This window comes from Micromonospora sp. ABR4_055 (assembly GCF_056160425.1).
This window is the reverse complement of sequence record NZ_JBSWXD010000007.1, coordinates 25,275-39,731: the sequence shown is the minus strand read 5'-3', so window position 1 is coordinate 39,731 and position 14,457 is coordinate 25,275. Positions and strand designations below refer to the sequence as shown.

Here is a 14,457-nt window from a genome sequence, read left to right as displayed (position 1 = left end):
GGCTAACCCACCAGGAACCGGTACGGCAGCAGCCACCCGGCGACCGCCGGGCGGCGCGCGTACCGCAGAGTCGGTCAGGAGTCTTCGTCCTCGTCCGCGGACGGAAGCCGCCACCGTCGTTCCTGCGGACCACGTTGGGCGCCGAGGGTGTTCTCCGGTTCGGTGGTGTGCTCGAAACTGGGCCGACGGACCTGTTCCGGCCGGGGCACCTGGACGGCCCGGGCACCGGACACCGGGTCCGGTACGAAGGTGGCGACGTCGGTGGGACCCTGCGCCGGACCGCGCGGGACGATCCGGTGGGCGGCCGGATCACGGTGCAGTTCGTCGACGAAGTGCTGCGGCGGCTCGGTGTCCCGCTGCGGCAGGTCGCGACCGAGATCCGCGACGAACAGACCGTACTTGGCCTCGAAGGCCGGACGTTCGGACCTGATCCGGGGCAACCGGTCGAAGTTGCGCAGCGGCGGCGGGCAGGTAGTCGCCCACTCGAGCGAGTTGCCGAACCCCCACGGGTCGTGCACGCTCACCTGCTCGCCGAACCGGTACGACTTCCACACGTTCCAGATGAAGAACAGCGTGGACGCCCCCAGGATGAACGATCCGATGGTGGCGATGGTGTTCAGGACGGTGAAGCCGTCGGTCGGCAGATAGTCGGCGTACCGGCGGGGAAAACCCTCGTTGCCGAGCCAGTGCTGGACCAGGAAGGTGGCGTGGAAGCCGATGAACATCGTCCAGAAGTGCGCCTTGCCGAGCGCTTCGTCGAGCAGTCGGCCGGTCATCTTCGGGAACCAGAAATAGATGCCGGCGAACGCCGCGAAGACGATTGTACCGAACAGCACGTAGTGAAAGTGGGCCACGACGAAGTAGCTGTCGGTGACGTGGAAGTCGACCGGTGGGCTGGCCAGCAGCACGCCGGTCAGCCCGCCGAGCAAGAAGGTCACCAGGAAGCCGACCGCGAACAGCATCGGCGTCTCGAAGGTCAACTGCCCCTTCCACATGGTGCCGATCCAGTTGAAGAACTTGATTCCAGTGGGCACCGCGATCAGGAAGCTGAGCATGGCGAAGAACGGCAGCAGCACCTGCCCGGTGCCGAACATGTGGTGGGCCCAGACACTCATCGACAGCGCGGCGATCGCAATCGTCGCGGCCACCAGGCCCTTGTAGCCGAAGATCGGCTTGCGGGCGAAGACCGGGATGACCTCGCTGATGATGCCGAAGAACGGCAGCGCGACGATGTAGACCTCGGGATGGCCGAAGAACCAGAACAGATGCTGCCAGAGCATCGGGCCGCCGGTCTGCGGCGCGTACACGTGCGCGCCGAGCAGCCGGTCCGCCAGCAGCGCCAGCAGCGCCGCCGCCAGCAGCGGGAAGACCAGGACCACCAGCAGCGCGGTGATCAGGATGTTCCAGGTGAAGATCGGCATCCGGAACATGGTCATGCCCGGCGCACGCAGGGTGATGATGGTGGCGATCAGGTTGACCGAGCCGAGGATGGTGCCCAGGCCGGAGACGACCAGGCCGACGATCCACATGTTGGCGCCGACGCCCGGGGTGTGCTCCATCCGGCTCAACGGGGTGTAGGCGAACCAGCCGAAGTCGGGAGCGCCGCCGGGCGTCAGGAATCCCCCCATGACCAGCAGCCCACCTAGCAGATAGAGCCAGTACGCCAGCGCGTTGAGCCGGGGAAACGACACGTCCGGGGCACCGATCTGCAACGGCACCAGATAGTTGGCGAACCCGAACACCAGCGGGGTGGCGAACAGCAGCATCATGATCGTGCCGTGCATGGTGAACAGTTGGTTGTACTGCTCGGGCGAGAGAATCTGCATTCCGGGCCGGGCCAACTCGGCCCGCATCAGCAGGGCCATGACGCCGCCCGCCACGAAGTAGCCGAAGGACGTGCCGAGGTACAACAGTCCAATCTGCTTGGCGTCGGTGGTCCGCAGCAGCCGGGTCAGCGAGTTGCCCGGTACCGCGGAGCGGACCGGGCCAGGGTTGGCACCGCCGGCTCCCAGCTCCACCGGCCGCGGCGGGGCCGTCTGTGCCGTACCCACCGCCGTGGTCTGCTCCGTCATGGCCGCCTCCCGCCCAGCACGTCAACCGACGGTAACTTGATAAATCATCGGTTGAGGCGGTAAATCCGGATCAGTCGGGTCAAAGCTTGGCCGACCTCGAGGCCGGCCGGGCCGACACGGACGCCGAGGTCGACTGGGTCGAACAGCTCGCCGCCGGATGGCCGATGCTCCGGGCGGTGGTGGCCCACGTGCCGCTGGAGCGGGCCGCCCGGCGGGTCTACCGGATCGGCTGACCGCAGACCGCCAGGCGGGAGGCCGCCGACGCGTGGCGTGACGTCACCGCACGGCGCGTCGGGCGAAGGCACGCAACGCGGCGGCGGTGGCCGCTGCCGCGACCCCTGACAGGACCAGCAGGCACAGACCCGCCGGCAGGTGGGTCACGTGCGGTGCCATCGCCGCGCGGAGCGCCTCCGCCGCGTACGTCATCGGGTTCGCCGCAGTCGCCACCTGGAACCATGGCATCTCGGCCAGCCGCTGCCACGGATAGTGCACACACCCGGTCCAGATGATCGGGGTGACGAACAGCGAGAAGGTGGCCTGGATGCGCTGCAACGGCAGCACCGTCGCCAGGGTCATGCCCAGGGCCGCGCCGACCCAGCCGGCCAGCAGCACCACCACCAGGGACAGTGGCAACGCCGACCAGCCGCCCGGTGCGGACCCGACGACCAGCGCGCCGAGCGGATAGACAACCGCCGCTGCAAACAGACCACGAAGCGTGGCGACCATCAGTTTGCCAACCGCCACCAGCGCCGTCGGTAGCGGCGACAGCAGCCGGTCCTCGATCTCCCGGGTGAAGCCGAACTCCTTGACCAGTGGCACCGCCACGCTCTGCAGCGCGGTGGTGAAGGTGGCGAGGGCGACCGTACCGGGCAGCAGGATGTCGGCGAACCCGGCGCCGACGATGCCCTGCATGGTCAGCACCTGGGTGAAGATGAACAGCATGAACAGCGGGGTCATCAGCACCTGCGCGAGGACGAACCAGATGTCCTTGCCGGCGACGAACAGGTCCCGCCACAGGATCGCGCCGAAGGCCCGCGCCACCGGTGGTCGCGGCGGCGCGGCCGGCACGGTGGTCTCCGACGACGGTACGGGGGTGACCTCGGCCAGGCTCAACGGATCTCCTTACCGGTCAGGCTCAGGAAGATGTCCTCCAGGCCGGGCTTGCCGATGTGCACGTCGGTCAGCTGGGCCGCGCGGCCGGTCAACACCGTCAACGCCGGACCGAGCACGGCGGCGGGGTCGGCGTCGAGGTGCAGCCGCAGCCGGATCTCGCCCGCCGATCCGCCGGCCGCAGCGGCCGGTGCGGCGGCGAACAACGCGGCGAACCGTGGATCGTTGCGGGCCGCGGCGAGCTTCGCGGCCTTGCGCGGATCGGCCTTGGCCGCGGCGATCCGGGCCGCGATCCGCGGATCGGCGGCCAGCCCGGCGAGCCCCGGACCGCCGCGACCCGCCGGGGCGGGGACAGCCGCGCCGCCGGTGGTGACCTCCCCGGTACGGACCCCGTCGAGCGCGGTGAGCGCGGCGACCAGATCAGTCGCACCGTCACCCGGCCCGGGGCGCAGGGCAAGGTCCAGCACCGCCCGACCGGCGACGCCGCGTACCAGGTTGGCCGGGGTGTCCAGGGTGAGCAACCGGCCGTGGTCGACGATCGCCACCCGGTCGGCCAGCTCCGCCACCTCGGTCATCTCGTGGCTGGTCAGCACGACGGTCACCCCACGCTCGCGCAGCTGCCGGATCCGGGTCCGGATCAGCAGCCGGGCCTGCGGCTCCAGCCCATTGGTCGGCTCGTCGAGGAAGACCACCCGGGGGTCGTGCATCAGCGCCCGGGCGATCATCAGGCGCTGGGCCATCCCGCCGGAGAAGAAGTCGACCCGCGAGTCGGCCTGCTTGTCCAGCCCGAACTCGGTCAGCAGCCGGTCGGCCCGGCGGCGCCGCTCGGCCCGGGGCACCCCGTGGTACGCGGCGTGGCTGAGCAGGTTCTGCCGGGGAGTCAACGCCCGGTCCAGGTTGTTGTACTGCGGTACCACGGCAAACCGGGTCCGGGCCGCCACCGGGTGCCGGACGACGTCGACGCCGTCCACCCGCGCCGTGCCCGAGCTGGCCCGGATCGTCGTGGTGAGCACGCCCACCGTGGTCGACTTGCCGGCACCGTTGGGCCCGAGCAGGCCGAAGACCTCGCCGGGTCGGACCGCGAACGACAGCGAGTCGATGGCGTTGCGGTCCTGGCCCGGATACCGCTTGACCAGATCGACGACCTCGACCGCCGGGCCGGAGCCGGGCTGGACGGCCGGTCCCGGGGCGGCTGATGCCGCATTGGCGGCCGGATCGTCGACCAACGGGTGGGTGCCGGTACTGGACATCTGCTCTCCTGCTCAGGCGGGTCTGGGATGCGAGGCGAAGAACTGCCAGCTGGTCGCGGTGGCGTCCAGTGCGGTGGAGGGCTGGTCCAGGCCGAGCAGCCGGCCCGCCGCGGTCATCTCGGAGCCGGGCCACTGGTGCCCAGCGCCGTCGATGGTGATCAGGGTGACGCCCCGGCCGGCCGGACAGTCCGCCACCGAGGTGGTGACACTCCCCTCAGTGGCGGTCCGCGCGGCACCGCACTCGTCGACCTGGCGCCACCGGCCGACCAGGTCCGGCACGGCGGGGCCGTCGACCTTGTCCGGCACCCGGCCGTTGCCGGCACCGTCGCGGCGCCCCGGCCCGCCGGTGTACGGGATCGTCTCGTCGCCGGTGCCGTGGATGTGCAGCACGGAGATCGGCTCCGGGGCCGGGCAGTCGCCGAGCATGGTCGTCGCCACCCCGGTCACCGCAGCGAACGTCGAACTGTCGCAGGCGATCCGGTACGCCAGCATGCCGCCGTTGGACAGGCCGGCGAGGTAGTGACGGTCGGGGTCGAAGGCGAGCCGCTGACCCAGCGACTCCACCAGGGTGAGGACGAAACCCACGTCGTCGACACCGTCGCGGGCCGAGGCACCACAGCACTCCTCGGTCACCGCCCACGCCCGGTTACGGGAGTCCGGGTAGATCACGACGAAGCCGTGCTGGTCGGCGACGGCGTTCCAGCCGTACCAGGATTCGGCCTGCCGGCCGCTGCCGAGCAGGCCGTGCAGCATGACGACGACCGGCACCGGCGTCTTCTCGGCGACGTCGGCCGGGCGGTACACCCGGTAGGTCCGTTCCTGCCCATCGACGGTGATCGACCCGGCCGACGAGCCGACCGGCGGGGTCTCGACCGGAGCGACCACCCCGCCGTCCGTGGCCGGCGGGGTGGTGCCCGATGTCGGCGGTGCCGGGTCCGGCGCCGACGTGCAGCCTGCGACGAGTGTCCCGAGGACCCCCGTGACGACCAGAACCGCCGACCGGCGCCGGAACCGCGACATCGCTCACCTGCTTCTCTTAGTGGTGGTGGTGTTTCGGAGTCAACTTGAGTAACTCCCAGCCGCCCTCGGGGACGTCATCTGTCGGATCTGTCCGCAGATTCATCGGGTTGGCCATACCGAGGTATACCGTGGACCCGGCCACCACCATGCTACGGACGCCGTAATTGAGGTAGTTCCCGAGCCCGGCGTTGTCCACCATCTTGGCCGGCCGGTGTGGCGACTCGAAGACCCAGAGATCGGCGCCGAAGGCCAGCTCCTCCTCCTCATCGTCGTCACCACCACGGGCGACGTCGGCCGGCGGCACCGGCTCCTCCTGCTGCAGCTCCTTCGCCAGGTAGCTCCAGTCCATCGTGCCGACGTAGAGCCGACCACCGGCGACGACCATCCTCCAGGTGTAGTTGAGCGTCGGGTTGTCGAACCCGGACGCCCCGTAGAGCGGGGTGTACCCGGTCGACGTGCTGGCCCAGACGCCGGCCACCGGGTCGTAGGCCGGTAGCTCACTGGCGCCGTAGAGCAGGTCGACCCGGTCGCCGTGGCCGCCACCGCCCTGGCCCTGGCCGTGGTGATGACGGTGGCCGAAGCTGCCCCGGAAGATGCCGATGGCACGCTGGGTGTTGCGCACCGAGTCCCGTACCCCCTGCTCGTCGGTCGGCGGGTACGCCGCCAGGTGCACCGTCGTCGCTTTGAAGGGCACGTGCATGGTCCCCCAGTAGAGGTAGCCACCGTAGGACGCGAGCCCACCCAGCCCGTAGGTACGGGCGACGATCGGATCCGGCTCGTACTCCAGCACGCTCCACACCCGGGTCCACCCGTCGGCGTCGCGGCCGTCCAAGCCCGGCCCGTTGTCAGACAGTTTCGGGCTCATCCAGACCCCGGCGACATTCGGCGGGCTCGGATCGTCAGCCGTCGGCATGTCGGCGATGTCCGCAGTGGGTGACGCCGGACCGGGCATCGCGGCAACGTCGGCCTCGACACCGACCCAGGTGGTGACAAAGATCCGGCCCTGGTGGACGGTCAGGTCCACTGCCTGTGCCGGCAGGTTCGCCACCTCGGTGAAACTGAACGGGTCCGACTTGCTGCCCGTCCAGCGCAGCACGAGGCCGCGTTCACCGCCGTTGGGCCCCACCCCGACGCCGGTGTAGAGCTCGCCGTCGGCGACAAGGAAATGCCGGATGTTGCCGTACTCGGTGAAGTTGCGCGAGCCGAGGAACGCGCCCGTGTCGGCGTCGAACGCAAACAGGTTGAGCGTGGCACCGAGCGCGGGACCGCCGAGCAGCACCACGCCGCGGTGGTTTCCGGCCGCCCGGATGCCGGCGGTCGTGGTCAACCGGTTCGCGTCGTCCGCTGAGGCGGCGCGGACCGCATCGGTGCGTTCGGTCATCTGTCGGCTCTTCGTGTCATACATGTAGAGCCGGGGGGTGCGGTGGTCGCCGAGGGTCGGTGGCAACTGCGGGTTACGGCGGGCAATCTCGCTCTGACCGTACTCGCAAACCCAGTCGTCGTTGCGTGTCGGCTCCGTGTTGCGCAAGTTGTTGCCGCTGGTCATACAGTTGATGTTGGCCCCAGTGCCGAACCACAGCCGGTGCTTGTAGCGGGTGAGCCCCCAGACGTACGACTGGTTGACCTTGGGCTGGCCGGCCTCACACGGCGGGCCGGCCGGGTAGTCGACACCGATGTCGACGAAACACTCGTCGGCCGGTGCCTTGGCCAACAGGGTGCTCTGGTAGCGGGTCCCGCCGTGGTGTCCACCGTGCCTGCCGTCGGTGGTGGCTGCCGACTCGGTACCGGCCACCGGTGCGGCGGCGGCCGGACCGGCGGCCAGAAGCAGCCCGGCGAGCACGGCGGCGGCGACCGACCGGCTCGCGGATGGGCGCAACCTACGCATCAAACACTCTCTCCCTCTACTGTGATTGGCTGGTGCGGGATGTCTCCGGGTCACACGGTGGCGGTCTGCCGTACCGCGCCACCCTTGCCCACCCGGCCGGCGACCTGTCGGGCCCAGCCGGACGGGTCGTCGAACTCCAGGAACTCACCGAGCCGGGCCAGCTGCGGCTCCGGGTCGGCGACCAGGTCCTCGTAGGTCATGGTGAGCAGGTGCGCCGGCGGATTGTCGGCGAGCGCCTGCTCGGCCTGCGCCGCCATGAACGCACAGAGCCCGAGGTAGCGGGTGCTGTCCTCGCCCCGCTCGCGAAGCAGGTCGGCGGTGATCCGGCCGGGCAGCAGGTGCTCGAGCTCCGCCGGCACCTGCTGGTCCGGACCCATCCGAAACGGGTCCACGCCGCACCGGGAGACGAACTCCAGCCGCAGCTGGATCAGCTGGAACGACGAGTGCCGGCTCATCGACCGCGCGGTGTCCGCCCAGTTGCGGGTCAGATAGACGATCCGGGTGTCCGGGAACGACCGCAGCAGATGCGGGGCGATCTGGCTGGACCCGCCGGACCGCTCCACCCAGCGTTGCTTGCCGGTCAACCGGGTGAGCAGGTCCAGGAACATCCGGTGGTGGTCGACGAACGGCTGCTCCGGGAAATCCGGCACCTGGCCGGCGAGCTGGTCGAACAGGCCGTCCGGATCGTCGGTGAGCTTCGGCAGGGTGATCGCCAGCAACTGCGGCAGCTCGGTCAGGTTGCCGGCCCACCTGCCGTCCGCCGGATAGCGCACCTCCTTCGGCGGCAGGCCGATGGCGAACAGCGTGGCAAGCTCCGGCTTCGGGCTGCTCAGCACCTGCCAGTACGCCGCCCCGGTGATCGGCTCGCCGGCCTTCGCCCACGACGGGGTGGCCATGAAGAACTCCTGGACGGACAGGGTCGCCGGCTCCTCGACGATCAGGTCGGACAGCAGGGTGGAACCACACCGCCCGCTGCTGATGATGATCGCCCGTCCGGGCGCCTCGAACTGCATCGAAACCTCCTGGTGAAAACGACGACGTCAGCCGTGCAGGGCGGGCTGACCGGTGTCGGCGATTTGCCGGGCAAGCCAGGGCAACACCTGGCGCCGGACCTGGTCGCGGGCGGTGACCAGCACCGCGTGCCGGTGCCCGGGGACCACCACCAGCTCGGTCTGCGGCAGCAGTTCGACCAGTGCCGGCGCCAGATCGGCGGCGGACGAGTCGCCACCGAAGACGCCGAGCACCGGGCAGGTGATCGCCCGTACCGCGGCCGGGTCGGCGGGTGTGCTGGCCGGCAGGTCCCGGCCGGCGGTGGTGGTGGCGACGAGCCGGCGGACCGCCGCCGTGTAGCGGGCGCCCCGCTCACCCCCACGGGTGGCCAACAGCGAATCACCGTCGCCGTCGGGCTGCGCGGCCCGGACCAGTTGCCGGCCCACCCGGGCGAGCCACTGGGCGGTGGCCGGGGCCGACTCCACCGCGATCAGCGAGGCGACCCGGTCCGGATGCCGGGCCGCGTACCCGAAGGCGATGGATCCGCCCAGCGAGTTGCCCAGCAGATGCACCGGTGTGTCGACACCGAGCCGGTCCAGCAGCGCGGCCAGGTCCTCGACCAGGTCGTCCATCCGGTAGCCGGTCGGCGGCCGCTCGGTCCGTCCATGGCCCCGCAGGTCGTACATGATCACCCGGAAGCCGGCGTCGGCCAGTGGATGCGCCAGGCTGAGATACCAGCTGGCCAGGCTGTCCGGCCCGATACCGTGAACCAGGACCGCGACCGGCCGGCCGGCCGTAGCTTCGGCTGCCGGACCGGCCGCCGGACCGCCACCCGGACCGGCCGCCGCTGCTGCGGCCACTCCCCCGGCAGCGGCGTCGGCAGCCACCGGTGGGAGTTCCTGGACATGCGTCACCAGGCCGTTGACCTGGATCATCGTCACTGGCCGGCCACCTGCGCCACGCTGGCCGGCGGGCCGTCCAGCGCGGCGGAGATGTGCTCGACCAGCTCGCCGACCCGCAACGCGCGCAGCGAGTCCACGTCGAGCCCCGCGACGAACTGGGCGAAGTTGACCGAGTCGCCGTACCGGGCCTGCAGCCGCCCGGCGAGCGAGATGACGTCGATGCTCTCCATCTCCAGGTCGTCACGGAAGCTGGTGTCCATCGTGATCTCCTCGTCCGGATCGATGCCGGGCAGCACCGCGCGCAGCATCTGCGAGATCTCCGTCAGGATGGTGTCGTGGTCGGCTGGCATGATGCGGGTCTCCTTGTCAGGACGTCGATCGGCTTTCTCGGCAGGTCAATCGGGGCCGGGTTCGCCGCTTACCGGGCGGGTTCCGGGCCCCAGGTCCACCCCACGACGTAGCGCCGCTGCGGCAGGTCGGGCGGGTTCTCCAGGCTCCGGCAGGTGACCCGGTAGGACCTGCCGGAGGGGACCTCGACCAGCAGGGTGCCGGCGTCGACGGCGACCACCCGTAGCCGGCGGGGCGCTCCATCCAGCCCGGTCCCCTCTGCCTTACCGGCAGCCTCCTTGGCCGCCCAGAAACAGGCGAACCAGAACCGCCGGTCACCGCCGGCGCTGACCTGGTCGAGCAACGCGGCCTCCGCACCGGACAGGGCGTAGTCGACCGTGCTGTCCGGCCGGTCGGTCACCTCGACGATGTCGATACCGACGCCGGGGCCGTCCGGCGTCGACCGGGCCGGGCCGGCGATCGCCACGGCGGCTTCGGCGCAGTGTGCCAGGGACAGGTCGCATTCCCGCAGATCCCGGTCGGGACGCAGATCGGCACGTGGCCGACCGTTCGGGTCGTTGGCGATGGTCAACTCGATCGGGTACACGTCGGTGTGCCCGGCGTCCCACTGCCGGAACCGCACCGCGTCCTTCGCCGCGATCCGACCGAGCAGCCACTGCTTGCGGATCTTCCCCGGCTGCCGCTCGTAGTCGACTGACGCGGCGGTGCCGAGGATGCCCCGGGCGGCCATCGACTGGGTGACCAGGTCGGTCCAGCAGTCGAACACCGCGGTCCACCCTTCCGGCTGACGCACCGACATCGGGTGACGTTCCGGGAACCGTTCAGCCGGCCGTGCCTGCGGATGGCTGTCGAACCGGCGGTCGACCGCGCCGTCGATCTGCGCCCAGACCCGGCCGTCGACGGACAGCTGGGTGTCCGCGACCAGTTGAGCGTCGTCGATCGACCGAACCCGGGCGACGCACTCGAACGCCGTGCCGGGCGCGGGCGGCGGGCCGAAGAACCGGACGTGGCCGAGACCCACCGGCAGCGCCACGGTGCGCATCGGCTGGGTGGTGATGAGCCAGTTCCCGATCAGCTGCAGGGCATTGTCCAGCAGGGCGCCCGGCGGGACGGGCGCGGTGACCACGCCGCGTACGTGCATCTCGCCGAGGGCGTGCACCGTGGTCACCCCGTGGAACTGGGGGCCGTGGAACATCAGCCGCTCCGCGTACATCTCCTCGGCGCTGATCCGGGGAGCGGTCTCGGTGGCCGGGTCGTGGGTCCACGGTGCGCTCACCGGGGCCGGATAGTCGGCGGCGACGTCGACCGTCGCCCGGGCGAAGCTGCCGAAGTTCACCGCGTACGAGTCCGGGCCGGCAGACCGGACGACGATCTCGACGTCCTGCGCCGGTGCCGCGATGGTCCACCGGTTGAACCGGGCGTCGCGCACGCCGACCACCCGCAGACCGGGGACGGCCTGCGCGACGGCGTCCATCATGTGCTGTACGACGGTCGTCGCCGGCACCACCGGCCACCGGTCCTCCGGGTTCGGCCAGTCGTCCGGCTGCACGAAGAAGCAGTGGTCGAGCAGGTACGGCATGGTCTGCACGGAGACCCGCAACGTGGTCCGGGCGATCTCGGTGCGGGGCGGCGGGACGGCCGTCGGCGCCGGCGCCGACGTGGTCGGCCCGGCTGCGGCCGGTACGGTGACCGGCCGGGCGTCAGCTGGCGGTGCGGCGACCGGCCGGGCCGGCGCTGCCGGAGACACCGGAGCCGGGCTGGCGGGTCGAGTGGCGGCATCCAGCACGGTCACCGCGCCGTCCGCAGTGTCCCGCAGCAGCGCGGCGAGCTCGGCGGCCGCCTTGGAGCGGCCGGCGAGCCGGTGCAACGCGGTGAGCGAATTGGCCGGCGGCTCGGTGACGGCCGACTGCTGGGCGGCGGCCGACTGCTCGGATTCTGCCGACGATTCGGCGTGAGCCGGCGGCCGGGGCCCAGCCGGTGGCCGGGGTGCAGCAGGCGGTCGGGGCTCAGCCGGCGGTGCAAATGTGTCCTGCGCCGCCGCGGCAGCCGACGGTTGGGCCTCGGCGACCGGCGTACCGGACGGCCGGTGTGACGACAGGTCGGCCAGGCCGAGCAGGGTGTCGGCACCCGGCCCGAGGCGCACCAACGGGCCACCCAGGTCCAGTTGGATCTTCGGCCCCCGGCGCGGTGGTGCCGCCGGGGCGGCCGGTGCCGGCGCGGCCGCAGCGGGTGATCGCAGCGCCCGCAGGTCCGGTGCCGCGCCCTCCACCCACAGCGCGGTGGCCACCCGGCGCAACTGGTCGAGACCGGTACGGTGACCCACGTTGACCGGCATGGCGAGATGATCCCGCCCGCGCAGGTTGTCGCTGACCAACGACGCCAACTGTCCCGCGCCGACCTGTAGGAAGACCCGGAACCCGGCGTCGTACATCGCGGCGGTCAACTGCCGGAACCAGACCGGCTCCATCATGTGCCGGACGAAGATCTGGTTGACCTGCTGCTCGTCGGTGGGGAACGGCGCCGCCAGGGTCGCCGACCAGACCGGCACCGTGGTCGGATGCACCCGCCAGGACTGCAGGGCGACCCCGATCGACCTCAGTCCGTCGGCGAACGCCGGAGTGTGGAAGGCCGACCGGAACGGCAGCTTCTGGCACAGCACGTTGCGCCGACGTAGCTCGTCGACCAGGCGGTCGACCTGCTCCTCCGGGCCGTTGACCACCGACTGCGCGGGCGCGTTGTCGTGGGACAGGACCACTCCCGGATAGCCGCCGAGCGCCGGCGTCACCTGGTCGGCACCGGCACCGACGGCGGCGAAGACATAGCCGGACACCGCCACCGAGTCGGCGTCGAACAACTTGAGGAAACCGTCCATGTCAGTGGTGCTGACCTGCCCGCTCACCGCCGCAGCGGACCACTCACCGATGCTGTGCCCGGCGACCGCGTCCGGCCGGATGCCGATCCGGCCGAGCACCTCGTCGAGGAACTTGCCCACTTCGATCAGACCGGCACCGTGCCGGCCCAGATCGGCGGCGGACCACTCCCGGTCCACCAGCCCGAAGTGCGCGGCCAAGTCCCTGGTACGGGGCGTGAACTCGGCCTCCAGCCCGGGGAACACGAACGCCAGCTTCCCGCCGGCGGTCAGCAGCGGGGCCGTGGTGAACCAGATGTCCCGGGCACCCCGCCAGGGCTCCCCCCGACTCACCGCGCGGCGGGCAGTGGCCAGCCGCTTGTCGGTCGGATCCACCACCCCGATCCGGCACGGCGGCGCGGCGTGCGCATGCGGGCCGTCGGCGAACGCGGTGCCCTCGCGCCGTACCAGCGAATCGTCGCGGTCCAGCAGCGCGGCGAGACCGGCCGGGTCGTCGGCAGCCAGCCACAGCACCTGGTCCGGTTCCTCGACCTCGACGCTGGCCAAGCGGGCCGACTGCCCGGCCGCGCCGTTCGGCACGGCAGCCCAGGCGGACGGAGCGGAGGGCGGCTGTTCGATGATCACGTGGGCGTTGATCCCACCGAAGCCGAACGCGTTGACCCCGGCCCGGCGTGGTCCGTCGCTCTCCCACGGCTGGGCGGCGGCGATCGGCGCGAACCGGGTCGCGGCCATTTCCTCGCGGGGCTGCCCGCAGTGCAGGGTGGGTGGCAGAACGCCCCGGTGCACGGCGAGGGTCGCCTTGATCAGGCCGGCGATCCCGGCCGCCGGCATGGTGTGCCCGATCATCGACTTGACCGAGCCGATCACCGGCCGTGGGCCGCCCTGGTAACCGCCGAACACCTCGGCGACAGTGACCAGTTCGGCGGCGTCCCCGGTCGGCGTGCCGGTGCCGTGCGCCTCCAGCAGGCCGAGCGCGTCCGGCGCCGTCGGATCCAGCCCGGCGGACTGCCAGGCCCGCCGGATGGCCAGCGACTGTCCGCTGCTCGCCGGGTTGAACATGCTCGCCGAGCGGCCGTCGCTGGACACGCCGCTGCCGCTGATCACCGCGTACACCCGGTCACCGGCGTCCAGCGCGTCGGCCAGGCGCTTCAACACCACGATCCCGGTGCCCTCGCCGATCAGCAGACCGTCCGCCGACGAGTCGAACGGACGGATCTCACCCTGCCGGGACAGCGCCCGGAGCTGGCTGAACACCGACCAGAAGCTGATGTCGTGTACGTGGTGCACACCGCCGGCGAGCACCGCGTCCAACCGGCCGGCCCGCAGTTCGGTCATGCCCTGGTCGACCGCGATCAGCGACGAGGCACACGCGGCGTCGATGGTGTACGACGGACCCCGCAGGTTCAACCGGTTCGCCACCCGGGAAGCGGCGAGGTTGGGCACCAATCCGATCGTGCCCTCGGGCTGCTGCGGCCCGAGCCGTTCATCGAACTTGCGCCGGACCCGGTCGAGGCTCTCCGGCGGCAACTCCGGGATGAGCTCCTTGAGGATGCCGATGACCTGGCTGGACATCCGGACCCGCTGGGCGTAGCGGGCCTGGGCCGGACTCAGGATTCCGCCCCGGCCGAGCAGGACGCCGATCCGGTCCCGGTCCGGCAGCCGGTCCTGGCCACCGGCGTCGTCGATGGCGGCGGCCGCCACCTGCAGCGTGATCAACTGGTCGGGTTCGATGTCACCGATCGAGGTCGGCATGATGCCGAAACGCAGCGGCTCGAAGCTCGCGTGGTCGTCGACGAACCCACCACGCCGGCAGTACATCCGATCGGGGCGGTGCGCCTCGTCGGGGTCGTAGAACTCCTCGTCCCAGCGGTGCGCCGGCACGTCGGTGATGGCGTCGACGCCGTCGACCAGGTTGCGCCAGTAGGCGTCCAGGTCGGGAGCTCCGGGCATCAACGCCGCCATGCCGACGATGGCGATCGTCTGGTGCGGGTCAGTCAGGTCCGACATCTGG

The 14,457-nt window shown here is 71.2% G+C and carries 10 protein-coding genes; 1 reads left to right on the top strand and 9 read right to left on the bottom strand.

The window, feature by feature from the left end; translation table 11 throughout:
- Positions 1-74 precede the first annotated feature (74 nt).
- The gene (gene ctaD / locus ACXAHD_RS04000; RefSeq protein WP_348650069.1) at positions 75-2,072 is read right to left on the bottom strand and encodes an aa3-type cytochrome oxidase subunit I; all 1,998 of its coding nucleotides are present in this window, start codon (positions 2,070-2,072) and stop codon (positions 75-77) included.
- An 86-nt stretch (positions 2,073-2,158) separates the two neighbouring features.
- Between ctaD and ACXAHD_RS03995 the strand changes: the two genes are divergently transcribed.
- Entirely contained in the window at positions 2,159-2,305 is a 147-nt protein-coding gene (locus ACXAHD_RS03995) for a hypothetical protein (RefSeq protein WP_281567331.1), read from the top strand.
- Positions 2,306-2,348: 43 nt separating this feature from the next.
- Here the strand turns inward: ACXAHD_RS03995 and ACXAHD_RS03990 are convergent, their stop codons facing one another.
- From ACXAHD_RS03990 to ACXAHD_RS03955, 8 genes are all read right to left on the bottom strand, one after another.
- Positions 2,349-3,185: an ABC transporter permease gene (locus ACXAHD_RS03990; RefSeq protein ID WP_281555307.1), complete on the bottom strand. Its 837-nt coding sequence runs from the start codon at positions 3,183-3,185 to the stop codon at positions 2,349-2,351.
- Positions 3,182-4,432: an ABC transporter ATP-binding protein gene (locus ACXAHD_RS03985; protein WP_289213047.1), complete on the bottom strand. Its 1,251-nt coding sequence runs from the start codon at positions 4,430-4,432 to the stop codon at positions 3,182-3,184. Before ACXAHD_RS03985 ends, ACXAHD_RS03990 begins: the two co-directional genes overlap by 4 nt.
- Positions 4,433-4,444: 12 nt before the next feature.
- Positions 4,445-5,452, bottom strand: a complete 1,008-nt coding sequence (locus tag ACXAHD_RS03980) for a CE1 family esterase (RefSeq protein WP_475048671.1) — start codon at positions 5,450-5,452, stop codon at positions 4,445-4,447.
- Between the two features lie 16 nt (positions 5,453-5,468).
- Positions 5,469-7,337: a hypothetical protein gene (locus tag ACXAHD_RS03975; protein WP_475048668.1), complete on the bottom strand. Its 1,869-nt coding sequence runs from the start codon at positions 7,335-7,337 to the stop codon at positions 5,469-5,471.
- 50 nt (positions 7,338-7,387) lie between these two features.
- Positions 7,388-8,350 carry a sulfotransferase domain-containing protein gene (locus ACXAHD_RS03970; protein WP_281555311.1) on the bottom strand — a complete coding sequence of 321 codons (963 nt, stop codon included), beginning with the start codon at positions 8,348-8,350 and terminating at the stop codon, positions 7,388-7,390.
- Between the two features lie 27 nt (positions 8,351-8,377).
- Entirely contained in the window at positions 8,378-9,262 is an 885-nt protein-coding gene (locus tag ACXAHD_RS03965) for an alpha/beta fold hydrolase (RefSeq protein ID WP_475048697.1), read from the bottom strand.
- Positions 9,263-9,264: 2 nt separating this feature from the next.
- The gene (locus ACXAHD_RS03960; protein WP_281555312.1) at positions 9,265-9,579 is read right to left on the bottom strand and encodes an acyl carrier protein; all 315 of its coding nucleotides are present in this window, start codon (positions 9,577-9,579) and stop codon (positions 9,265-9,267) included.
- A 68-nt stretch (positions 9,580-9,647) separates the two neighbouring features.
- Positions 9,648-14,453: a beta-ketoacyl synthase N-terminal-like domain-containing protein gene (locus ACXAHD_RS03955; protein ID WP_475048664.1), complete on the bottom strand. Its 4,806-nt coding sequence runs from the start codon at positions 14,451-14,453 to the stop codon at positions 9,648-9,650.
- Positions 14,454-14,457 lie beyond the last annotated feature (4 nt).